The organism is Umezawaea beigongshangensis (assembly GCF_016464305.1).
In the GTDB taxonomy this organism is placed as follows: Bacteria; Actinomycetota; Actinomycetes; order Mycobacteriales; family Pseudonocardiaceae; genus Umezawaea_A; species Umezawaea_A beigongshangensis.
Genome location: NZ_JAEIOJ010000003.1, coordinates 573,753 through 595,693, shown reverse-complemented (window position 1 = coordinate 595,693; position 21,941 = coordinate 573,753). Strand labels below are relative to the sequence as shown.

Genomic DNA, 21,941 nt, shown 5'->3' with positions numbered 1-21,941 from the left:
CCCCGAGGGGACCGTTCGAGCTCAGTCCTGACCGCGGATCGCGCGGCGCAGCTTGGGAACCCGGTCGGCCAGGACGCGCTCCGCGCCGCGCGAGGTGGGCTCGTAGTAGTCGCGGCCGACCAGTTCGTCCGGCGGGTACTGCTGCGTCACCAGGCCCTCGGGCACGTCGTGCGGGTAGCGGTAGCCCTGCGCGTTGCCGAGCTTCGACGCCCCCGCGTAGTGACCGTCGCGCAGGTGCGCGGGCACGGTGCCCGCCGCGCCGCGCTTCACGTCCTCGATCGCCGCGAAGATCGCCGTCGTCACCGCGTTGGACTTCGGCGCGGTCGCCAGGTGGATCGTGGCCTGGGCCAGGTTCAGCGCGCACTCGGGCAGTCCGATGAGCTGCACGGCCTGCGCCGCGGCCACCGCCGTCGGCAGCGCCGTGGGATCGGCCATGCCCACGTCCTCGCTGGCGTGGATCACCAGCCGCCGGGCGATGAACCGCGGGTCCTCCCCCGCCTCGATCATCCTGGCCAGGTAGTGCAGCGCCGCGTCCACGTCCGAGCCCCGGATGGACTTGATGAACGCGCTGGTCACGTCGTAGTGCTGGTCGCCGTCGCGGTCGTAGCGCACGGCGGCGCGGTCGACCGTCGCCTCCAGCACGGGCAGGTCGATCACCCGCTCGGACGTCTGGCCCGCCGAGTCCGCCGCCGCCTCCAGCGCGGTGAGGGCGCGGCGCGCGTCACCACCGGCGAGGCGCACGAGGTGGTCCTCGGCCTCGGGAGCCAGCGACACGGCCCCGGCCAGGCCGCGCTCGTCGCTCACCGCGCGCCGCACGACCGAGCGCACGTCGTCGTCGGTCAGCGGGCGCAGTTGCAGCACCAGCGACCGCGACAGCAGCGGGGCCACCACGGAGAAGAACGGGTTCTCCGTCGTCGCGGCCACGAGCAGGACGATCCGGTCCTCCACGGCCCCGAGCAGCGCGTCCTGCTGGGTCTTGGAGAAGCGGTGCACCTCGTCGATGAACAGCACGGTCGACTCGCCGGAGCGCACCAGCCGCCGCCGGGCCTCGTCGATGACGGCGCGGACCTCCTTGACCCCGGCGGACAGCGCGGACAACGCCGAGAAGCGACGGCCGGTGGCCTGCGAGACGAGCGTGGCGAGGGTCGTCTTCCCGGTGCCGGGCGGGCCGTAGAGCATGATCGACGCGGGTGCCGCGCCCTCGACCAGCCGCCGCAGCGGCGCTCCGGGGCGCAGCAGGTGGTCCTGGCCCACGACCTCGTCCAGCGTCGCGGGCCGCATCCGCACGGCGAGCGGCGCGTTGGCCGCGATGCGCTCCCGGCGCTCCTCGTCGGAGGCGGAGAACAGCCCGTCGTCGAACAGCCCCTCGTTCACCTGCTCGACGCTACCGGGCGGCACCGACACCCCCGCACGCCACCTGGTGTGCGAAAATCGTTCCTCGTGTCGTCACCAGCACCTCACCCGCGCGCCGTGCTCCTCGCCGGCCCCTCCGGCTCCGGCAAGTCGACGCTCGCCGCTCACCTCGGGTGGCCCGTGCTGCGGCTGGACGACTACTACCGCGAGGGCGACGACCCGCTGCTGCCCCGCGACGAGCACGGGCGGGCCGACTGGGACGCGATCGGCTCGTGGAACGCCGACGACGCGCTGGCCGCCGTCGTGGCGCTGGCGACGTGCGGCGAGGTGCAGGCCCCCGTCTACGAGATCGGGGCCGACCGCAGGGTCGGGCAGCACACCGTGCGGCTGGGCGACGCGCCCGCGTTCATCGCCGAGGGCCTGTTCGCGGACGTGCTGGTGGCGGGTGCGCGGCGGGCCGGGGTGCTGGCGGACGCCGTCGTGCTGACGCCGAGCGCTCCGGTGACGTTCGCCCGGCGGTTCGTGCGCGACGTGCGGGAGGCGCGCAAGCCCGTGCCGTTCCTGCTGCGGCGGGGGCTGCGGCTGATGCGCGAGCAGCCCGCCGTCGTGCGTCGCTGCGCGGCGGCGGGGATGCGGCAGCTCGGCCCGGCGCGGGCGCGGACCGAACTGGCGGAGCTGCACGTCCGGCACACGGCCTCACCCGATGGGCCTTTCGCACGCACTGCGTGATCACCTGTTCACTCTTCGTGCCATCCGCGTTACAGTCGACCCAGTTCTGGGAGCGCTCCCAGAACTCGTCGACGACGACGACACGACCGAAGGCGGGCAGATGTGAAGGTGCGACGAGGCATTGCCCTGCTCAGCGCCGCGTTCGCGGCACTCCTGGTGGCGTTCCTGGTGAACGCCGCTCCCGCGTCGGCACACGGCACGATGATGAAGCCCGGCAGCCGCACCTTCCTGTGCTGGAAGGACGGCCTCTCGCCGCAGGGCAACATCGTGCCGCAGAACCCGGCCTGCGCGGCCGCCGTGAACGCGGGCGGCACGAACGCCCTCTACAACTGGTTCTCGGTCCTGCGCTCCGACGGCGCGGGCCGCACGCGCGGCTTCATCCCCGACGGCCAGCTGTGCAGCGGCGGCAACCCGACGTTCTCCGGCTTCGACATCCCCAGCACGGCCTGGCCGCTCACGCACGTGACGGCGGGCGGCAGCTGGACGTTCGCCTACAACGCGTGGGCGGCGCACCCCGGCTCGTTCCGCGTCTACATCACCAAGGACTCGTGGAGCCCCACGAGGCCGCTCGCGTGGAACGACGTCGAGGACACCCCGTTCCTCACCGTCACCAACCCCCCGATGAAGGGGTCGGTGGGCACGGTGGAGGGCCAGTACAACTGGACCGGCACCCTCCCGTCCGGCAAGAGCGGGCAGCACGTCGTCTACACCGTGTGGGAGCGCTCCGACAGCCGGGAGACGTTCTACTCCTGCTCGGACGTGGTCTTCGACGGCGGCAACGGCCAGGAGACCGGCGTGGGCACCGGCGGACCCACGACGACACCGCCCACGACGACTCCGCCGGTGGACGCGGGGTGCGCGGCCACCTACCGCGTCACCAGCACGTGGAACGGCGGCTTCTCCGGTGAGGTGTCCGTCGCGAACACCGGCACGTCCGCGGTGAACGGGTGGCGGGTCGGCTGGACGCTCGGCGGCGGCCAGACGATCAGCAACGTGTGGAACGGCACGCTGAGCACCTCGGGGAGCGCGGTCACGGTGGCCAACGCGCCCTACAACGGCACGGTGGGCGGCGGTGCCAGCACCACGTTCGGGTTCAACGCGAACGGCACGAGCACGGCGGCTCCGACGCTGAGCTGCGCGGTGAGCTGACGAGTGCGCCACGGCGGGACGGCACGCCGTCCCGCCGTGTAGCCGCGCGCACAGCGGGTACCGATCCGACATGGCGGACTTCGAACGAGAGCGCAGGATTCCGGCCGGCGCGCGAGCCGTGTTCCGGGTGGCCACCGACACCGAGGCCCTCCAGGCGTGGGTTCCCGACGGCCTGGAGGTGGAGCGGTCCGGCCCGGAACGGGTGACCGGGCACGTGACGATCGGCGAGGACGAGCACGACGCGGACGGCTACTGGTCGGTGGACGCCGAGGACATGCGTGTCGAGTGGGGCGACCTGGACGGCGGCGGGTACTCGGGGTGGCTCCAGGTGACGGAGCAGGACCCGGACAACAGCACGGTGACGCTCCACCTGACGCTGGACGGCGCGCAGCCGGAGAACGTCGGCGGCGAGGCGACGGAGCTGACGGAGGAGTACGTCGACCAGGCGCTCGACCGGCTCGCCGCGCTGGTCGTCGACCGCGGGTCGAGCGCCTGAACGCTCAACTCGCGGTGCTCGGACGCTCAACTCGCGGTGCCTAAACGCTCAACTCGCGGGTCGGTCCAGGTGGAAGCCGTGGGGGAGCTCCAGGCGGTGGGCGGCCAGGAGGGCGGTGTCGGCGAGGATCTCGGCGATCGGGCCGTCCGCCACCACCACGCCGCCGTCGACCAGGACGGCCCTGGTGCAGGTCTGCATCGCGTAGGGCAGGTCGTGGGTGACCATGAGCATCGTGCGGTCCAGGCTCAGCAGGACCTCCGCCAGCTCGCGGCGGGCCACGGGCTCCAGGTTCGCCGAGGGCTCGTCGAGCACCAGGATCTCCGGGTCGCAGGCGAGGACCGTGGCCAGCGCGACGCGGCGGCGCTGCCCGCCGGACAGGTGCAGCGGGGAGCGGTCGGCGTGCTCGGCCATGCCGACCGCGTCCAGCGCGGCCCGCACGCGGTCCTCCAGCTCCGCGCCGCGCAGGCCGAAGTTGGCCGGTCCGAACGCCACGTCCTGTCCTGCCGTGGGCATGAAGAGCTGGTCGTCGGGGTCCTGGAAGACCACGCCGACGCGACGCCTGATCTCCCGCAGGTTCGCCCGGTCCACCGGCAGCCCGGCGACCTCGACGCGTCCGCTGCCGCCGCTGAGCACGCCGTTGAGGTGCAGCACGAGCGTCGTCTTGCCCGCGCCGTTGGGGCCGAGCAGCGCGACCCGCTCACCGCGCTCGACGCGCAGGTCGACGCCGTGCAGCGCCTGGCGCCCGTCGGGGTAGGCGTAGGCCAGGCGGCGCACGAGCAGCGCGGGCGCGTCGCTGGACGCGGGCTCCGTCGCGGACGCGGGGATCGGATCGCGGTTCACGTCGGGCATCGTGCCCGTCCAGCCGCGCGACACCATCGCCAGGTGCACCCGTTCGCCGCGCTCGTAGGCGCGGACGAACAGGGCGCCCACGCCGCGCGCGGTGGCGCCGACCTGCCAGAGGAACCGCGGGTCGTGGCCGCGGGAGATGCGGGCGACCCGCATCCGCCCCGCCTCGCCCACGACGATCTCCGCGTAGCGCAGCATCAGCGAGGCGATGGTGATCAGCACGACGGGGACGCGCAGCCGTTGCAGCCCCAGCAGCAGGTCGTGCGGAGAGGTCGTGGCGGCGAGGGTCAGCGACACCAGCACGCCGAGCGTGCCCTTGGCGAGGATGTTCCAGCCCGCCAGCGCGCCCTCGACCGACACGGGGACGCCGAGCACGTCGACGCGCTCTCCGGGCCCGACGAACGGCAGCACGAGCGCGAGGACCACGAACGGGGCCTCGATCAGCGCCCTGGTGGCGAACCAGCGCACCGGCACCCGCGCCACGGCCCACGTGCCCACGACCAGCAGCAGGTAGCAGCCGAACGCCCAGAACGCCTCGCGCGGCGTCGCCACGACGCACAGCACCACCCCGAGCGTCGCGAGCACCTTGACCTGCGGCGGAAGGCGGTGGATCGGCGAGTCCCCCGGCCGGTGCAGCGCACCGGGGCCGTGTCCAGCGCCCACTACCCCTTCTCGGGACGGCGGCGCAGCACCCGGAACAGGCCGCCGCCGACCGCCAGCGTCACCACGACGCCGATCACCCCGGCCGCGCCGGTGAGCCGGTCGTCGCCGCCGACGGTGTAGTCCGCGAACGGGCCCTCGGCGAGCGGGTGGTCCTGCGCGTGCTGGGCGATGCAGTCGCCCTCCAGCGTCTCGCCGCCCCCGGTCTCCACGACGGTGCAGCCGTCGAGGGCGACCGAGTCCAGTCCGTCGGGGTCGGAGTCGGCGAAGTAGGACACGATCCCGGCCAGCAGCAGCGCCGCGACGGCGAACCCGACGAAGAAGGTGCGGTTGCGGGTCATGCCCGGTTCCCCCCGGTGAGCGGTGACGTGCGCAGTTCGAGCGGACGGGCCGTGCCGCGCAGCAGGTGCACCAGGTCCGGCCGCACGGCGGCGACGGAGGTGACGGTGACGGCGGTGATCACGCCCTCGCCGAGGCCGATGAGGACGTGCACGCCGATGATCGCGGCGGCGACCGTGCCGAACGCCACGCCGCCCTGTCCGCCGATCCCGTACTCCAGGACGAAGCCGCCGGAGGCGATCACGGTGTTGACCAGGGCGGAGAGGAACGCGGCTGCGGCGAGCCCGCCCTTGCCGCGCACGGCCAGCGGGCGCAGCGCCAGCGCGACGAGGAACCCGGCCGCGGTGCCGACGAGCGCCATGTTGGTGATGTTCGCGCCGAGCGCGGTGACACCGCCGTCGGCGAACAGCAGAGCCTGGACGACCAGGACGATCGTCACGCACAGCGCCCCGACCCACGGGCCGACGAGGATCGCGGCGAGCGCGCCGCCGAGCAGGTGGCCGCTGACGCCGGGCAGGACGGGGAAGTTGAGCATCTGCGCGGCGAACACGAAGGCCGCGACGAGGCCGGCCAGCGGTGCGGTGCGGTCGTCGAGGTCGCGCCGGGCGCGGTGGAGGGCGACGGCCACCCCGAGGGCGGCCACGACCAGGAACAGCACGGACGTGCGCGCGTCGAGCAGCCCGTCGCTCACATGCATGGCCAGTGTTGTCTGCACGCCGGTCACGCTAGTTGCCGACCGACGGCTGTGGCCAGACCCTGGCGACAACCGCGGGCGTGAGCGGCGACACCGGCGAGAAGCGCCTCAGACCCTGGGGCGGCGACCGCTGCGGCGGGGCGGGAGGGGGTGGCCCCCGCGCAGGTCGGAGCGGCGCTGGCCGCCCTGGGCGTCCAGGTGGGCCACGACCCTGCCCAGCAGGTCCGCGAGCGCCTGCGCCTCCGCGTCGTCCAGGGGCGCGACGACGAACGCCTCCTCGGCGTTGAAGCGCGGGTAGAGCTCGGCCATCAGCTCTTCGCCCGATCCGGTGAGGCTGAGCAGAGCCAGGCGACCGTCGGTCGGGTGAGGCCGGCGCTCCAGCAGCCCGCGCGACTGGAGGGTCTTCACGACGCCGGTGAGCGTGCCCTTGGAGATCCCGGCCTCCTCGGCGACGTAGCGCGTCTCCATGTCGCCCCAGATCCACACGACCCACAGCACGACGAACCCGGTCCACGTCAGGTCGGCCTCGCGCAGCACGGAGTTCTCCAGGTGCTGGCGGACCGCCGTGGCCGCGCGGTGCACGGTGGTGACCGCGGCCATCTGCTCCCGGTTCAGGGGCACCTCGCCGAGCTTCGCCCGCACGGCCCGTTCCGTTTCGGTGGCGCTGTGATTACCGGACAACTCGGACTCCCCCTGCTCCTCGTCGTTCCCGGTGGTGGTCCCGCTCGGCGGTCGCTCCCGGCACAGTACTTGCGGACTCAAACCAACGCGGACCGACACGTCGGCGCCGGTCCCACCTATGATCCCGCGTGCCATGACTCTCACCGATCAGCTCCCCGCGAACCCCGACCCCGACGCCCTCTTCGACGCCTTCGCCACCTGGGCGGAGGAGCGGGGACTCTCGCTGTACCCGGCCCAGCAGGAGGCGCTGATCGAGATCGTCTCCGGCTCGAACGTCGTCCTGAGCACGCCCACCGGCTCCGGCAAGAGCCTCGTCGCGCTCGGCGCCCACTTCGCGGCGCTCGCCAAGGGGCAGCGCACCTACTACACGGCCCCGATCAAGGCGCTCGTGTCGGAGAAGTTCTTCGCGCTCGTGGAGACGTTCGGCGCGGAGAACGTGGGCATGACGACCGGTGACGCGAGCGTCAACGACGGTGCGCCCATCGTCTGCTGCACGGCGGAGATCCTGGCGAACATCGCGCTGCGCGACGGCGCCGACGCCGACGTCGGCCAGGTCGTGATGGACGAGTTCCACTTCTACTCCGAGCCCGACCGGGGCTGGGCGTGGCAGGTGCCGCTGATCGAGCTGCCGAAGGCGCAGTTCCTCCTCATGTCGGCCACCCTCGGCGACGTCACCTTCTTCGAGAAGGACCTCGAACGGCGCACCGGCCGTCCCACGGCCGTGGTGCGCTCCGCCGAGCGCCCGGTGCCGCTGAACTTCCAGTACGTCACCACGCCGCTGCACGAGACGATCGAGGAGCTGCTGCACGGCCGCGAGGCCCCGGTGTACGTGGTGCACTTCACCCAGGCCTCCGCGCTGGAGCGCGCGCAGTCCCTGATGAGCGTCAACGTCTCCACCAGGGCGGAGAAGGACGCCATCGCCGCGGCGATCGGCGGCTTCCGCTTCACCTCGGGCTTCGGCAAGACGCTGTCGCGGCTGGTGCGCCACGGCATCGGCGTGCACCACGCCGGGATGCTGCCGAAGTACCGGCGGCTGGTGGAGCAGCTGGCCCAGGCGGGGCTGCTGAAGGTCATCTGCGGCACGGACACGCTGGGCGTGGGCATCAACGTGCCGATCCGCACGGTGCTGTTCACCGCCCTGTCCAAGTACGACGGCACGCGCACCCGGCACCTCAAGGCGCGCGAGTTCCACCAGATCGCCGGGCGTGCCGGCCGGGCCGGGTACGACACGATCGGCACGGTCGTGGTGCAGGCCCCCGAGCACGTCGTGGAGAACGAGAAGGCGCTCGCCAAGGCGGGCGACGACGTGAAGAAGCGCCGCAAGGTCGTCCGCAAGAAGGCTCCCGAGGGCTTCGTGTCGTGGGGCGAGCAGACCTTCGAGCGCCTGGTCGCCGCCGAGCCGGAGCCGCTGACCTCCAGCTTCGCCGTGAGCCACGCGATGCTGCTCAACGTCATCAACCGACCGGGTGACGCGTTCGCCGGGATGCGGCACCTGCTGGAGGACAACCACGAGCCGCGGCCCGCGCAGCGCAAGCACGTCCTGCGGGCCATCTCGATCTACAAGGGCCTGCGCGACGCCGGGGTGGTCGAGGAGCTGGCCACGCCCGACGACGAGGGCCGCCGCGTGCGGCTGACGATGGACCTCCAGTTCAACTTCGCGCTGAACCAGCCGCTGTCGCCGTTCGCGCTGGCGGCGGTGGAGCTGCTGGACCGGGAGTCGCCGAGCTACGCGCTGGACGTGCTGTCCGTCGTGGAGTCCACTCTGGACGATCCGAGGCAGATCCTGTCGCAGCAGCAGTTCAAGGCGCGCGGCGAGGCCGTCGCGGCGATGAAGGCCGAGGGCCTGGAGTACGACCAGCGCATGGAGCTGCTGGACGAGGTGACCTGGCCCAAGCCGCTGGCGGAGCTGCTGGAGGCGGCGTTCACGACCTACCGGCGCGGTCACCCGTGGGTCGCCGACCACCACCTGTCCCCCAAGGCGGTCGTGCGGGACATGTTCGAGCGCGCGATGACCTTCGGCGAGTACGTGAGCTTCTACGGCCTGGCGCGCTCCGAGGGCCTGGTGCTGCGCTACCTCGCCGACGCCTACAAGGCGCTGCGCCAGACCGTGCCGGAGGACGCGAAGACCGAGGAGCTCAACGACCTGGTCGAGTGGCTCGGCGAGCTGGTGCGGCAGGTCGACTCCAGCCTGCTCGACGAGTGGGAGAAGCTGCGCAACCCCACCGGCGAGGTCACCGGTCCCGGCGCCGCTCCCGTCGACGAGCGCCCGCCCGCCGTGACCCGCAACACCAGGGCGTTCCGGGTGCTGGTGCGCAACGCGCTGTTCCGGCGCGTGGAGCTGGCCGCGCGTCGGCACTGGTGGGAGCTGGGCGAGCTGGACGGCGGCTCGGGCTGGGACTCCGACGCCTGGCAGGACGCGCTGGAGCCCTACTTCGAGGAGCACGACGAGATCGGCACCGGCCCGGACGCGCGCGGTCCGGCACTGCTGATCATCACCGAGGAGCCGGGCCGGTGGCGGGTGCGGCAGGCCTTCGACGACCCGGCCGGCGACCACGACTGGGGCATCACCGCCGAGGTCGACCTGGAGTCCTCCGACGAGCTGGGCACGGCCGACGTGCGGATCGTGGAGGTCGGGCAGATGGGATGACCCGTCCGCACCGTGATGAACGCGACCGGCGCGATCGACTCACCAGCGCGTTGTGACTCAGTTAACATGTCGCCCGCAGGTTGACACCGCCGTCATGTTGACACCGCCGTCGGCAGTTTGGACCGGATACGGATGACCTCTGCCCTGCCCTGCCCCAGTTGCGAGGGGCCCGACCGCCGGGGTGGTCTCGACCGCACGCTGCGCGTGCTCGCGGTCGACGACGAGGCCCCGGCGCTCGACGACCTCGTGTACCTGCTGCGCTCGGACCCGCGGATCGCGCACGCCGAGCCGGTCACCGACGCCACGACGGCGCTGCGCTGCCTGCACCGCGCCGAGGACGCCGGTCAGCCGTTCAACGCCGTGTTCCTCGACATCCGGATGCCCGGCCTGGACGGGCTGGACCTGGCGCGGGTGCTGTCGCGGTTCGCGCAGCCGCCGCCGATCGTGTTCGTCACGGCCCACCAGCAGCCCGCCGTCGAGGCGTTCGAGCTGAAGGCGCTGGACTACCTGCTCAAACCGGTGCGCCCGGAGCGGCTGGCCGAGTCGGTGCACCGCATCGTGCACGAGGTGTGGGACGGCAAGACGCCCGAACCGGCGACCCAGCCCGGAGCGCCGGCCCCGGACGCGGGGGACGAGGTCATCCCGGTGGAGCTGGGCGGGGTCACCCGGTTCATCCGGCTGGCCGACATCCGCTACGTCGAGGCGCACGGCGACTACGCGCGCCTGCACACCGCCACCGGCAGCGGGCTCGTGCGCGCGGCGCTGAGCGGCCTGGAGGAGCGCTGGCGCTCGGCCGGGTTCGTGCGCATCCACCGCAGCCACCTGGTGTCCCTGGGGCACATCGAGGAGCTGCGGCTGGAGGACGGGCACCTGAGCGTGAACATCGGCGGCGCGGTGCTGCCGGTGAGCCGCCGCCACTCCCGGCACCTGCGGCAGCTGCTGGTGCGACGCGCCCGGCCGATGCTGCAGAAGCACGCGCCGGCCGGACCGGACCAGGTGGCGCCGTGAGCGATCCGGGGGAGGGCGGGCGCCCGGCGCAGCGCGTGGTGGTGACGAGCCCGCGCACCCGCGCGGCCCGCGTGCGCAGGGCGCAGCCCGCGGTGCCGGTGCCGCTGCTCAGCGAGGAGAGCGACCTGAGCACGCACTACGTGCGGTCGCTGATCAAGGAGCAGCGCAGGCTCGGGCTGCTGGTCTGCGGGGTGGTGTGCGGGTCGCTGGCCGCGCTGCCGCTGCTGTTCGCGCTCGCGCCCCGGCTGGGCGAGCAGCGGCTGCTGGGCCTGCCGCTGCCGTGGCTGGTCCTGGGGGTGCTGGTGTTCCCCGTGCTGGTGCTGGCGGGGTGGTTCTACGTGTGGCAGGCCGAGCGCAGCGAACGCGAGTTCGCCGAACTCGTCGAACGACCGTGAGCGGCACCTACAGCCTCGCGGCGGTGATCGCCGTGGCCCTGGGCACCGTGCTGATCGGCGCCTACGGCCTGCGCATCTCCCGCACCACGTCGGACTTCTACGTCGCCTCCCGCACGGTGTCGCCGTGGTGGAACGCCTCGGCCATCGGCGGTGAGTACCTGTCGGCAGCCTCGTTCGTGGGCATCGCGGGCCTGATCTTCGCCCACGGTCCGGACATGCTGTGGTTCCCCGTCGGCTACACGGCGGGCTACCTGGTGCTGCTGACGATGGTGGCCGCGCCGCTGCGCCGCTCCGGCGCGTACACGCTGCCCGACTTCGCCGAGGCGCGGTTCGCCTCCCGCCGGGTGCGCGCGGCGGCGAGCGCGCTGGCCATCGCGATCGGCTGGCTGTACCTGCTGCCGCAGTTCCAGGGCGCCGGGCTGACCCTGCACACGATCACCGGCGCTCCGACGTGGGCGGGCGCGCTGATCGTCGCGGTGGTGGTGACGATCAACGTGATGTCCGGCGGGATGCGCAGCATCACGTTCGTGCAAGCGTTCCAGTACTGGCTCAAGCTCACGGCCATCGCGGTGCCGGTGGTGTTCCTGGTGCTGGCGTGGCGCGCGCAGGGGATGCCGGACCTGGCCGGTCCCGCGCTGCCGGTGTTCGCCGACGAGACGACGGTGACGTTCGAGACGCCGACGACCGTGCGCGCGCTGGAGGCGGTGCCGGTGACCGGCAGCGGGGTCGTCGACGGGCAGCGGCTCGCAGGCGGCGCGCTGGAGCTGGGGCCGGGCACGCACACCGTCGACGCGGGCAGCAGGCTGACGTTCCCCGGCGGCTCGCCCGTGCCGCACGTGGACGACGTCGCGCCGCTCTCCGGCGAGGCGTGGGCGCTGCCGCTGTCCGGCGGCGAGCGGTACCCGCTGTACGCGGCGTACTCGCTGATCATCGCGACGTTCCTCGGCACGATGGGGCTGCCGCACGTGATCGTGCGCTTCTACACCAATCCCAACGGCAGGGCCGCGCGCCGCACGACGCTGATCGTGCTGGGTCTGCTCGGCGTGTTCTACCTCGTGCCGCCGCTGTACGGGGCGCTGGGGCGGCTCTACACGCCCGAGCTGCTGATGACGGGCAACACCGACGCCGTGGTGCTGGTGCTGCCGAGCCGGATGATCGACGGGCTGGGCGGGCAGCTGCTCGGGGCGCTGGTCGCCGGTGGCGCGTTCGCCGCGTTCCTGTCGACGTCCTCCGGGTTGATGATCTCGCTGGCCGGGGTGCTGAGCCAGGACGTGCTGCGGCTGGGCGGCGTGCGCGGCTTCCGCGTCTCCGCGCTGGTGGCCGTGCTGGTGCCGCTGGGGATGACGCTGCTGGTGAGCGGGATGCCGGTGGCGGACCTGGTGGGGCTGGCGTTCGCGGTGGCCGCGTCCTCGCTGTGCCCGCTGCTGCTGCTGGGCATCTGGAGCAGGCGGATCACCACGGTCGGCGCGGTGGCGGGCATGCTCGCCGGCGGTGCGCCCGCGCTGGCCGCCGGACTGGCGACGATCTTCCTCGACGTCGGCGACGCCTGGTACCACGTGCTGCTGGCCCGCCCGGCCGCGTGGACGGTGCCGCTGGGCTTCGGGGTGATGTACGCGGTGTCGCTGCTGACGCCGGGCCACGTGCCGGTCGGCGTCGACCGGGTCATGGTGCGGCTGCACGCGCCGGAGGGTCTCGGCTCGGGCGGGACCAGGTGAGGAGATCGCGGTGGACGACGTGCTGACGGCCGGTGCCGTCCTGCTGGTGGGCGCGGCGCTCGTCGCGGTCGTCTGGCACGCGACGAGGTCGCGGCGGGGCTTCTGGACGCAGGCGCAGCGCGTCACCTACGAGACGCTGCACACCGCGTGGTCGGCCGCTCCCCCGCTGCGCGCCGGGCTGGTGCCCGACGCGGCCCGCAAGTCGGCCAGGCACCTGCGGACCCTGCTCGACACCCCGGCGCTCGCGCTCACCGACGAGACCGACGTCGTGGCGTGGGAGGGCACGGGCGAGCAGCACGGCGCGCAGACCATGGACCTGTCCGAGGAGGTCTTCGAGAACGCCCGCACGCAGGTGTTCGACGTGACCTGCGACGAGCCGAGCTGTCCGATCAGGTCGGTGGTGATGGCCCCGCTGGTGGTGGAGGGGCACGTCGCCGGTGTGCTCGCCGCCTACTCCCCCGAGGCGACCGCCGGTCTGGTGCGGGCCACCACCGAGGTGGCGCGCTGGGCGGCGGGGCAGCTCGAACTGGCCGAGCTGGACCGCTCGCGCACCCGGCTGGTGGAGGCGGAGGTGCGGGCGCTGCGGGCGCAGATCTCCCCGCACTTCATCTACAACTCGCTGTCGGCCATCGCGTCCTACGTGCGCACCAACCCGGAGCGGGCCCGCACGCTGCTGCTGGACTTCGCCGACTTCACCCGCTACTCCTTCCGCCGCCACGGCGACTTCACGACGCTGTCGGAGGAGCTGAAGTCGATCGACCAGTACCTCGCGCTGGAGCGGGCGCGCTTCGGCGAGCGGCTGACGGTGACGTTGCAGATCGCGCCGGAGGTGCTGCCGGTGACGGTGCCGTTCCTGTGCCTGCAACCGCTGGTGGAGAACGCGGTGCGGCACGGCATGGAGGGCAAGGTGGAGCCGGGCCACATCTCGATCCACGCCGCGGACGGCGGTTCGGAGGCCCACATCACCATCGAGGACGACGGCATCGGCATGAACCCCGAGGAGCTGCGCCGGACACTGGCTGGCCGCGTGGACGAGTCGGCGGGGATAGGGCTGGGCAACATCGACGAACGGCTGCGCCGTCTCTACGGCGACGACTACGGCCTCGTCGTGGAGACGGCGGAGGGGCTGGGCACGAAGATCAGGGTGCGGTTCCCGAAGTACCAGCCGGGCGTCCACGCCTCCTAGGGCGCGCGTCGAGACCGGCCGCGAGGACCCGACGCGGGTCGGGCCGGAGTCGCGGTGGTGCCTCCCGGAGCGTCTCGACCACCGCGCCGGACCCCCGCCTCCACGTGCCCCCGGTCGCGTGGAGGCGGTGCGGGAGCCGGGTCGACGAACGCCCTAGCCGACGGTCGCCCTCGCGGACCGCAGTTCCGCCGCGTCCAGCACCCCGGCGAGCCAGGCGGCCTGGGCGGGGTCGAGCAGCCCCTCCTGGGCGGCGCGACGCAACCTGCGCCACAGTCCGGCCTCGGTCCACTCCTGGTAGCGACGGTGTGCCGTGGGGACCGTCACGCCGAACGACGGGGGCAGGTGCCGCCACGCGCAGCCGCTGGCCAGGACGAACACGATCGCCGTGAACACCGTGCGGTTGCCGACCCGGCCGCGCCCACCGCCCTGGTGACGCACCTTGACCGGCGGGATCAGCGGTTCGACGACCGCCCACAGCGACGGCGGGACGAGCCGTGAGGAGAGCTGCTCCACCGCGTCGCCGCGACCGACCTGCTGGGGCACCGCGCGGTCGTGCTCCGGCCTGCGCTGCTCGACGCGCTGCCGCTGGTGGACGCCGGGGCTCGCCGTGATCTGCGGCGAGGGGCTCCGCCTGTGCTGGGTCGGGATCGCTCCGTTGCTGCTCACCCTCTGGGGGTCGGGCATGTGGTCCTCCGCCAGGACGTCGTAGCCAACTCAGCGTGACGACGATCACCGTAGAAATGAGACGTCCTGTCACGTAAGGGCCGCTCTGCCGTGAAGCGCCGAACGTCCTGCTGCGGCGATGCGCGGCCCCTGGTGTGCGACGAGCGGACGAGCGGTCGTTCGTCACCGAACGGACTTGCGCCGCCACGCCGCGCCGCCGTCCGGTTATCGTCGCCGGGTGAGCCCGTCACCGACCTCGGCGCGCAAACTGCTCGCCACCAGCGACCTGCACGTGACCTACGAGGAGAACCGGCAGCTGGTCGAGGACCTCCGCCCGGACGGTCCCGACGACTGGCTGATCGTCGCCGGGGACGTCGGCGAGAAGGTCGCCGACGTGGACCGGACGCTGTCCCTGCTGGCCCAGCGGTTCCACACCGTCCTGTGGTCCCCCGGCAACCACGAGCTGTGGACCACGAAGGACGACCCGGTGCAGGCTCGCGGCGAGGAGCGCTACCGGCTGCTGGTGGAGCTGTGCCGCTCGATCGGCGTGCTGACCCCCGAGGACCCCTACCCGGTCTGGGAGGGCGCGGGCGAGCCGCTGACCGTGGCGCCGCTGTTCACCCTGTACGACTACACGTTCCGCCCCGAGGGCACGCACGACCGCGACAGCGCGCTGGCCGCCGCGCACGCCGCCGGAGTGGTCTGCACCGACGAGTACTTCCTGCACGCCGACCCGTACCCGACGCGGGACGCGTGGTGCGAGGCGCGGATCGCCGAGACCGAGCGGCGACTGGCGGAGGTGCGGGGACGGACCGTGCTGATCAACCACTACCCGCTGGTGCGCGAGCCCACGAGGGTGCTGCACTACCCGGAGTTCGCCCTGTGGTGCGGGACCGAGCGCACCGCGGACTGGCACCTGCGGTTCGACGCCGCCGCGATGGTCTACGGGCACCTGCACATCCCGCGCACGACCCGCCACGACGGCGTCCGGTTCGACGAGGTGTCGCTGGGCTACCCGCGCGAGTGGCGTCCGCGCGGCACCACCGCGGTGAAGCTCGTCGACGTGCTGCGCGAGGGGGACCAGCGGTGATCGCCGACGTGCTGGGGGCGCCGGTGTCGACGGCGGAGCGGTTCGACGACTCGGCGGACGTGGCGCTGTTCCCGGAGGAGGAGGCGCTGCTCGGGCGGGCGGTGGCCTCGCGCCGCGCCGAGTTCAGCACGGCGCGGCTGTGCGCGCGGGAGGCGCTGGGCGGGCTGGGCGTGCCGCCCGTCCCGGTGCTGCCGGGCCCGAAGCGCGAACCGCTGTGGCCCGACGGCGTGGTGGGCAGCATCACCCACTGCGCCGGCTACCGGGCGTGCGCGGTGGCGCGCGTCTCCGACCTCCTCACGGTCGGCATCGACGCCGAGCCGAACGCGCCCACCCCCGACGGGGTGCTGGGCGCGGTGGCCCTGCCCGCGGAGATCGCCAGGGGCGAGGCGCTGTCGGCGGCGCACCCCGACGTGAGCTGGGACCGGTTGCTGTTCAGCGCCAAGGAGAGCACCTACAAGGCGTGGTACCCGGTCGCGCGGCGCTGGCTGGGCTTCGAGGACGCCGACATCGTCCTGCGTCCCGACGGCACCTTCACCTCCCGCGTCCTGGTCGAGCCGCCCGTGGTCGGCGGCGTGCCGCTGGACGTGTTCCACGGGCGCTGGCTGTGCCGCGACGGCCTGCTGCTGACCACCGTCGCGGTGCCCGCGGCCGCGTGAGGCGACGGGGACGCGCGGTGCCGGTGCGCGAGAGCATGTGTGCGCGGCGGAGCGCGCGGGTAGGAACACCGCGAGACTGCTGAGGAGGGTCCGCATGGGCGAGGAAGTCGCGAGGCAGGACTTCACGCGCGACGACCGCACGCGCTACCGCACCAAGGTGCGGCGGTGCCTGGACGTCTTCGAGCGCATGCTCAGCGACGCCAGGTTCGAGTTCGAGCGGCCGATGACCGGCCTGGAGATCGAGCTGAACCTCGTCGACGAGCGGGGCGAGCCGGCGATGCGCAACGCCGAGGCGCTGGAGGCCATCGCCGACCCGGACTTCGTGACGGAGCTGGGCCAGTGGAACCTGGAGATCAACGTCGCCCCGCGCCGCCTGGCCGACGGCGGCGTCAGCGGCTTCGAGGAGTCCGTCCGGGACAGCCTCAACGCCGCCGAGTCCAAGGCGGCGAAGGTCGGCGCGCACATGGTGACCGTGGGCATCCTGCCGACGCTGCGGGCCGAGCACCTGGAGATCGACGCGCTGTCGGTCAACCCGCGCTACGCGCTGCTCAACGAGCAGGTCCTCGCCGCGCGCGGCGAGGACCTGCAGATCTCCATCGACGGCGTGGAGCGGTTGCAGCTCACGGCGGACTCGATCGTGCCGGAAGCGGCGTGCACGTCCACGCAGCTGCACCTGCAGGTGAGCCCGGAGCAGTTCCCGGCGTACTGGAACGCGGCGCAGGTCGTCGCGGGCGTGCAGGTCGCGATCGGCGCGAACTCGCCGTTCCTCGCGGGCAAGGAGCTGTGGCGGGAGACGCGCATCGCGCTGTTCCAGCAGGCGACCGACACCCGGGGCGACGAGCTGAAGGCCCAGGGCGTCCGGCCGCGGGTGTGGTTCGGCGAGCGGTGGATCACCTCGATCTTCGACCTGTTCGAGGAGAACGTGCGCTACTTCCCCGCGCTGCTGCCGATCTGCGACGAGGAGGACCCGGTCCGCGTGTTCGAGCGCGGCGACACCCCGGCGCTGGCGGAGCTGCGGCTGCACAACGGGACGATCTACCGCTGGAACCGCCCGGTCTACGACGTGGTGCGCGACAAGCCGCACCTGCGCGTGGAGAACCGGGTGCTCCCGGCGGGCCCGACGGTGGTGGACACGCTGGCCAACGCGGCGTTCTACTTCGGACTGGTGCGCGCGCTGGTCGACCAGGACCGTCCGCTCTGGACCCAGATGTCGTTCAGCGCGGCGGAGGAGAACTTCTTCGCCGGCGCGCGGCACGGCATGGAGGCGCAGGTGTACTGGCCGGGGCTGGGCACGGTGCCGGTGGTGGAGCTGGTGCTGCGGCGGCTGCTGCCGATGGCCCACGAGGGTCTGGTGCGGTGGGGCGTGCAGGCCGAGGAGCGCGACCGGTTGCTCGGCGTGATCGAGCAGCGCTGCCTGACCGGGGTGAACGGCGCGACGTGGCAGGCCCGCACGTTCCACGACCTCTACGACCACAGCGGCCTGGACCGCGCCGAGGCGCTGCGCGCGATGCTGCGCACCTACCGCACGCTGATGCACTCCAACGAGCCGGTCCACTGCTGGTGAGGCACGCCCCGGCCGGGCGTCAGGAGCGCCAGCGGGCCGGGGCGCGGTGCGGCAGCGGCGCCGGCGCCTCCGGCTTCGGGAAGCTCAGCTTCACCTGGTTGCGGCCGTTCTGCTTGGCCGCGTAGACGGCGGCGTCGGCGACGGCGGTCAGCGACTCCAGGCTGATGTCGGGCCCGGAGGCGGTGGCCACGCCGATGGAGACGCTGATGGTGCGGCAGTCGGCGTCGACGGGCCGGCCGAGCCCGTCGAGCTGCGGGTCGCCGTGCGCGTCGACGGGCAGCGGCGCGTCGCGCCCGAGCAGTATCACCGGCGCACCGCGCGTGTTGGTGGTCGGCACGGACAGCGCGCCGATGACGTGGCGGATGCGCTCCGCGGCGTGCGCGGCCTGGTCGGGGCCGGTGTCGGGCAGCAGCACCACGAGCTCCTCGCCGCCGAAGCGGGCGGCCAGGTCGCCGCGCCGGGTCTCGCGGCGCAGCACGTCGCCCAGCGCCCGCAGGACCGCGTCACCGGCGGGGTGACCGTAGGTGTCGTTGATCAGCTTGAACTTGTCGGCGTCGATGAACATGACGCTGCACGGCGCGTGGCTGCGCTGCGCCTGCGCGATGGCCCGCCCGGCCTGCTGCTCCCACGCGGAGTGGTTGAGCAGCCCGGTGCGCAGGTCGTAGGTGGCGTCCTGGTTCAGGGACGTGTACTTCGTGCACGCCACGGCGATGCCGGAGACCACGAGCACGGCGGCGGGCGCGGTCACCAGCGCGATGGCGGCGAGCGCGCCGAGCGGGGCGCTGACCGCGGAGACGGTGTTCTCCGCGCGGCTGCCCAGCGCCATCGACAGCGGCATGTCGGGGGTCGACAGCACGAACGCGACCCCCACCAGCGCGGCCTGGATCACCGCGTACAGCACACCGGCGGCGATCATCAGCAGCAGCTGCGTCGTGGAGTGGACGAGACCGGGGGTGTGCCCGACCTGCACTCCGATCGCCCGCACGAGCCAGGTGGTGACGACGGCGCTGAACAGGATGCTGCCGGTGCTGAACAGGTAGCGGTGCGGCGGCTTGCGGGCGACGAACCAGCGCACCAGCCGCACGACCACGACCAGCAGGACCGTGAGCGGGACGGGCAGCACGAGCAGCGCGGCCACCGACCAGATCCCGGCCCAGTCGACGTTGGGCGAGACCTTCTTGCTCTCGCGCCTGGTCTCCTCGTGGCGGTGCGACCACACCAGGTGGATGCCGGCGCAGATCATCAGGGCCACCCAGTGCGCCCAGTCGTCGCGCCCCAGCGGCGCCGCGGTGCTCAGGCCCACGACGACCACGGTGAGGGCCACGACGTCCACGGCGAGGATCAGCCGGACGAACGGGCGGCGGGCCTGCCACAGCGACCACGACCGGGGACGGCAGACGCAGGCGACCGCCAGCGGCACCCAGCGCCGGATCCGGTGCGCGGTTCCCAGAAGCCAGTAGAACGATCCGGAGAACACGGTTCGGACGCGAGCCAGCACCTTGGCTCCGGTTACCGGTACGGTTTGAAACGTTAGACGCTGTGCCCCTTTCAGTACCACTTCACACCCCCGTGAATCGCGGCTGTACTTGCGATGTCCAACTGACCCCCGCCAAGGAGGTGAATGCGATGTCCGCCCGCAGAACGCCATCCAGGGGAGACCGTGATCTCTGACCGCGGTTGACGCCCGCACGTCGTCATCTCGTCCGTCACGACGGTGCCACCACCGCGGTGGTTCCGCCGCGCGCGGAGTAGTGGCGCAGTCTCAGCGCGGCGACGATCGCGAGGAGCGTGCCGCACGCACCGGCCACGGCGATGGCCGTGGTGGCCGAGCCGAACAGCTCGACCACCAGGCCCGCCGTGGCCGCCACGACGCCCTGGCTCGCCCGCAGACCGGTGCGCACCAGGCCGCTGACCCTGCCGCGCACCTGATCGGGCACCATCGCGACGATGGGGCCCTTGGCCAGCCCCAGGTAGGACGCGCCCATCCCGGACACGAACAGCAGCACGCCGATCGCCACGACGTGCGAGGTCAGGGCGAACAGCACCAGCGGCGCGAACACCAGCACCGCCAGCGGCCCCACCAGCGCCTGCTGCGTCGAGGCGGAGAAGCGGCGGCGCGCGGAGTTGGTGCTGCCCCCCACGAGCAGCAGCATCAGGGTGAAGCCGAGCGGGTCGGCCGCCATCAGCAGGCCGATGCTCCACGTGGGCGCGTGGATCTCCGCGGCCAGCGGGATCAGCACCGCCTCCGGCAGGATGGCCAGCCCCCACAGGCAGTAGAGCCAGACGTACGTCCGCAGCAGCGGGTTTCCCCAGATGGTCGCCAGTCCCCCGATCGGGTGGTCTTCTCCGCGCACGACGCCGCGCTCGGCGAGGAACACCCGCAGCAGGACGGCCGCGACGAGGAACGTGGCGGAGTCGATCAGCAGCGCGGTGGTGGTGCCCAGGCGGTCCACGAGGACGGCGCCACCGGCGAGGCCGACGAGCTGGCCCACCTCGCGGATGGTCGACATGCGGGCCTGACCGGCCGTGTTGTCCTCCTCGCCGAGGACGTCGAGGACGCTGGCGGTCTGCGCGGCCTTGAACGGGGCCTGCGCGACGGCGACGAGCGCGACGAGCGCTCCGACCACCCACAGCGGCATCCCCGGCACGACCATGAGGGCCACCAGCCCGGCCTGGAGCACGCAGCACAGGGCCATGACCTCGCGCCGCGGGTAGCGGTCGGCGAGACCGGACAGCAGCGGACCGGCGATCAGATCGGGCAGCAGGGTCATGGAGTAGGTCAGCGCGGTCCAGATCGCCGACTGGGTGCGGTCGAAGACGAGCAGCGACAACGCGACCTTGGCCAACTGGTCTCCGGCCACCGACGCGACCTCGGCCCAGCACAGCGCCCGGTACTCGCGCACCCGTGCTGTTCCCGGTGTCACCGTCAAGCCCCCAGTCCGTGTGCGCGGCGGCGCCCACCAGGCTGCTCTGTCCGCGCGTGAGCACGGCTACCCCGCGCACTCATGCCACTATGCACAGTCACGATCACGCACAGAAGCCTTTTGAACGCAATTGGTTGTTCTTCCGCATGGACGCACCCTGTCACCCGACCGGTTCCGTCGACGTCAGAAATGGTGCAGTGTCAACGGTGAACCGCCGGCGCGCTCGGACCAGCGTTCCACCGACGCCCCCCTGGCGCGCTGTGACGCCCACCACCGACACGTGATCGTTCTTCTGCGGCAGCACCTCCCCGACGATCACCGAAAAGGCTTGATCACCTTTTCGGACGGTTGTTCGGGACGGGGAGAAACAGCTCTCCGCGCCGTGCCAGAAGATTCCTCCGCGGGAATGTCCCGACACGCCCGGAGCGGTCTGAGACCGTTCAGCGCAGCGGAGACGAAACAAACGGACCACCAGCGGGAGCCGGGAAACGCAGGACGACCCGCTCGATCGGAATCCCGACGGCGGGAGAGCCCTGCGCCGGCGCGGGCGGAGCGTCCTTCCAGCCGCTCACCAGATCGCGCAGCAGAACGGGCCACGGAACCCGGTCGGCGACGTGGTCGTGCACGACCACCAGCAGGCGTCCCGATCGGACGGGACCGGCGTCCAGCCACACGAGCTGGATCATCACCGCGGCACCGGGATCGAGCCGGGCCGCCGCCGCCGCGAGCTGCTCCCGCGCGACCGCGGCGACCTGCTCCGGCCCGGCCGCGGACACGTCGACGTGCCGCAGGCACAGGATCGCGGGCACCCCGCCGGCGGGCAGCGGGGGCGTCGGTCGGCCGTCGGCACGACGCAGCCGCGTCCGCAGGACGTCGTGGCGGTCCAGGAGGGAACCCACCCCGGCGACGAGGCGCTCCTCCCCGAGCCCGGCCCGGACCTGCACGATCATCGACTGCGAGCTACCGCTCACGACTTCCCCTCCACGGCACGACTGGTCGCGTCAGGCTAATCCCCCACCCCGACAGGACGCAGCACAGCCGTCGCCGCACGTGGTGGCCGACCGGCCCTGGTGCCCGTGATCGGATCACGGCAGCATGACGCTCCGAGTGACGCGGGACACAGCAGTTCGACCGTTCGACCACGGG

At 72.8% G+C, this 21,941-nt stretch carries 19 protein-coding genes and 2 pseudogenes; 11 read left to right on the top strand and 10 right to left on the bottom strand.

What is annotated here, in order from left to right; all coding sequences use genetic code 11:
* Positions 1 to 21 precede the first annotated feature (21 nt).
* Positions 22 to 1,374 (bottom strand): replication-associated recombination protein A, encoded by a 1,353-nt coding sequence (locus IMZ35_RS11015; RefSeq protein ID WP_199440864.1) that lies wholly within the window; start codon positions 1,372 to 1,374, stop codon positions 22 to 24.
* A 66-nt stretch (positions 1,375 to 1,440) separates the two neighbouring features.
* On the opposite strand from IMZ35_RS11015, the gene IMZ35_RS11010 reads away from it, so the two are divergent.
* The 3 genes from IMZ35_RS11010 (at position 1,441) to IMZ35_RS11000 (ending at position 3,727) form a co-directional block, all read left to right on the top strand.
* Positions 1,441 to 2,082, top strand: coding sequence for a uridine kinase family protein (locus IMZ35_RS11010; RefSeq protein WP_307867920.1), 642 nt, complete (start codon positions 1,441 to 1,443; stop codon positions 2,080 to 2,082).
* Positions 2,083 to 2,190: 108 nt separating this feature from the next.
* Complete coding sequence (locus IMZ35_RS11005) at positions 2,191 to 3,231, top strand: lytic polysaccharide monooxygenase auxiliary activity family 9 protein (RefSeq protein ID WP_307867919.1); 1,041 nt, start codon at positions 2,191 to 2,193, stop codon at positions 3,229 to 3,231.
* A gap of 70 nt (positions 3,232 to 3,301) precedes the next feature.
* Entirely contained in the window at positions 3,302 to 3,727 is a 426-nt protein-coding gene (locus IMZ35_RS11000) for an SRPBCC family protein (RefSeq protein WP_199440862.1), read from the top strand.
* Positions 3,728 to 3,775: 48 nt separating this feature from the next.
* On the opposite strand, the gene IMZ35_RS10995 is transcribed toward IMZ35_RS11000, so the two are convergent.
* The 5 genes and pseudogenes from IMZ35_RS10995 to IMZ35_RS10975 all read right to left on the bottom strand — a co-directional run bounded on the left by IMZ35_RS10995 (position 3,776) and on the right by IMZ35_RS10975 (position 6,947).
* The gene (locus IMZ35_RS10995) at positions 3,776 to 4,576 is read right to left on the bottom strand and encodes an energy-coupling factor ABC transporter ATP-binding protein (protein WP_199441030.1); all 801 of its coding nucleotides are present in this window, start codon (positions 4,574 to 4,576) and stop codon (positions 3,776 to 3,778) included.
* A gap of 15 nt (positions 4,577 to 4,591) precedes the next feature.
* Positions 4,592 to 5,236: pseudogene (gene cbiQ / locus IMZ35_RS10990) on the bottom strand (cobalt ECF transporter T component CbiQ); the annotation flags it as partial.
* Positions 5,236 to 5,574 carry a PDGLE domain-containing protein gene (locus IMZ35_RS10985; RefSeq protein WP_199440861.1) on the bottom strand — a complete coding sequence of 113 codons (339 nt, stop codon included), beginning with the start codon at positions 5,572 to 5,574 and terminating at the stop codon, positions 5,236 to 5,238. The gene IMZ35_RS10985 and the pseudogene cbiQ, both read right to left, overlap by 1 nt.
* Positions 5,571 to 6,287: an energy-coupling factor ABC transporter permease gene (locus IMZ35_RS10980; RefSeq protein ID WP_199440860.1), complete on the bottom strand. Its 717-nt coding sequence runs from the start codon at positions 6,285 to 6,287 to the stop codon at positions 5,571 to 5,573. The genes IMZ35_RS10985 and IMZ35_RS10980 overlap by 4 nt, the downstream gene beginning before the upstream one ends.
* Positions 6,288 to 6,374: 87 nt before the next feature.
* The gene (locus IMZ35_RS10975; protein WP_199440859.1) at positions 6,375 to 6,947 is read right to left on the bottom strand and encodes a MarR family winged helix-turn-helix transcriptional regulator; all 573 of its coding nucleotides are present in this window, start codon (positions 6,945 to 6,947) and stop codon (positions 6,375 to 6,377) included.
* Between the two features lie 133 nt (positions 6,948 to 7,080).
* Here IMZ35_RS10975 and IMZ35_RS10970 point away from each other — a divergent pair, with 133 nt between their 5' ends.
* The 5 genes from IMZ35_RS10970 (at position 7,081) to IMZ35_RS10950 (ending at position 13,898) form a co-directional block, all read left to right on the top strand.
* Positions 7,081 to 9,594, top strand: coding sequence for a DEAD/DEAH box helicase (locus tag IMZ35_RS10970; protein WP_199440858.1), 2,514 nt, complete (start codon positions 7,081 to 7,083; stop codon positions 9,592 to 9,594).
* A 132-nt stretch (positions 9,595 to 9,726) separates the two neighbouring features.
* Complete coding sequence (locus tag IMZ35_RS10965) at positions 9,727 to 10,602, top strand: LytR/AlgR family response regulator transcription factor (RefSeq protein WP_199440857.1); 876 nt, start codon at positions 9,727 to 9,729, stop codon at positions 10,600 to 10,602.
* Positions 10,599 to 10,997 (top strand): DUF485 domain-containing protein, encoded by a 399-nt coding sequence (locus IMZ35_RS10960; protein WP_199440856.1) that lies wholly within the window; start codon positions 10,599 to 10,601, stop codon positions 10,995 to 10,997. Before IMZ35_RS10965 ends, IMZ35_RS10960 begins: the two co-directional genes overlap by 4 nt.
* Entirely contained in the window at positions 10,994 to 12,712 is a 1,719-nt protein-coding gene (locus IMZ35_RS10955) for a sodium/solute symporter (RefSeq protein ID WP_199440855.1), read from the top strand. The genes IMZ35_RS10960 and IMZ35_RS10955 overlap by 4 nt, the downstream gene beginning before the upstream one ends.
* Before the next feature lie 10 nt (positions 12,713 to 12,722).
* Complete coding sequence (locus IMZ35_RS10950; RefSeq protein ID WP_307867917.1) at positions 12,723 to 13,898, top strand: sensor histidine kinase; 1,176 nt, start codon at positions 12,723 to 12,725, stop codon at positions 13,896 to 13,898.
* A 168-nt stretch (positions 13,899 to 14,066) separates the two neighbouring features.
* Here IMZ35_RS10950 and IMZ35_RS10945 read toward each other — a convergent pair.
* A pseudogene (locus IMZ35_RS10945) lies at positions 14,067 to 14,411 on the bottom strand (transposase); the annotation flags it as partial.
* A 388-nt stretch (positions 14,412 to 14,799) separates the two neighbouring features.
* On the opposite strand from IMZ35_RS10945, the gene IMZ35_RS10940 reads away from it, so the two are divergent.
* From IMZ35_RS10940 to IMZ35_RS10930, 3 genes are all read left to right on the top strand, one after another.
* On the top strand, positions 14,800 to 15,651 hold the full coding sequence (locus IMZ35_RS10940; protein WP_307867916.1) for a metallophosphoesterase family protein: 852 nt from the start codon (positions 14,800 to 14,802) through the stop codon (positions 15,649 to 15,651).
* On the top strand, positions 15,648 to 16,307 hold the full coding sequence (locus IMZ35_RS10935) for a 4'-phosphopantetheinyl transferase family protein (RefSeq protein WP_199440853.1): 660 nt from the start codon (positions 15,648 to 15,650) through the stop codon (positions 16,305 to 16,307). Before IMZ35_RS10940 ends, IMZ35_RS10935 begins: the two co-directional genes overlap by 4 nt.
* Before the next feature lie 94 nt (positions 16,308 to 16,401).
* Positions 16,402 to 17,871: a glutamate-cysteine ligase family protein gene (locus IMZ35_RS10930; RefSeq protein WP_199440852.1), complete on the top strand. Its 1,470-nt coding sequence runs from the start codon at positions 16,402 to 16,404 to the stop codon at positions 17,869 to 17,871.
* A 19-nt stretch (positions 17,872 to 17,890) separates the two neighbouring features.
* Here IMZ35_RS10930 and IMZ35_RS31715 read toward each other — a convergent pair whose 3' ends face one another.
* From IMZ35_RS31715 to IMZ35_RS10915, 3 genes are all read right to left on the bottom strand, one after another.
* Positions 17,891 to 19,348, bottom strand: coding sequence for a GGDEF domain-containing protein (locus IMZ35_RS31715; RefSeq protein ID WP_199440851.1), 1,458 nt, complete (start codon positions 19,346 to 19,348; stop codon positions 17,891 to 17,893).
* A gap of 229 nt (positions 19,349 to 19,577) precedes the next feature.
* Positions 19,578 to 20,795: an MFS transporter gene (locus tag IMZ35_RS10920; protein WP_307867958.1), complete on the bottom strand. Its 1,218-nt coding sequence runs from the start codon at positions 20,793 to 20,795 to the stop codon at positions 19,578 to 19,580.
* A 440-nt stretch (positions 20,796 to 21,235) separates the two neighbouring features.
* Positions 21,236 to 21,766 carry a condensation domain-containing protein gene (locus IMZ35_RS10915; RefSeq protein ID WP_199440849.1) on the bottom strand — a complete coding sequence of 177 codons (531 nt, stop codon included), beginning with the start codon at positions 21,764 to 21,766 and terminating at the stop codon, positions 21,236 to 21,238.
* Between the last annotated feature and the right edge of the window lie 175 nt (positions 21,767 to 21,941).

What these genes read in the sequence shown, in the direction of transcription:
- IMZ35_RS11000 (WP_199440862.1), top strand. Translation starts at nt 3,302, where the DNA reads ATGGCGGACTTCGAACGAGAGCGCAGGATTCCGGCCGGCGCGCGAGCC.
- IMZ35_RS10995 (WP_199441030.1), bottom strand. Translation starts at nt 4,576, where the DNA reads ATGCCCGACGTGAACCGCGATCCGATCCCCGCGTCCGCGACGGAGCCC.
- IMZ35_RS10985 (WP_199440861.1), bottom strand. Translation starts at nt 5,574, where the DNA reads ATGACCCGCAACCGCACCTTCTTCGTCGGGTTCGCCGTCGCGGCGCTG.
- IMZ35_RS10970 (WP_199440858.1), top strand. Translation starts at nt 7,081, where the DNA reads ATGACTCTCACCGATCAGCTCCCCGCGAACCCCGACCCCGACGCCCTC.
- IMZ35_RS10965 (WP_199440857.1), top strand. Translation starts at nt 9,727, where the DNA reads ATGACCTCTGCCCTGCCCTGCCCCAGTTGCGAGGGGCCCGACCGCCGG.
- IMZ35_RS10930 (WP_199440852.1), top strand. Translation starts at nt 16,402, where the DNA reads ATGGGCGAGGAAGTCGCGAGGCAGGACTTCACGCGCGACGACCGCACG.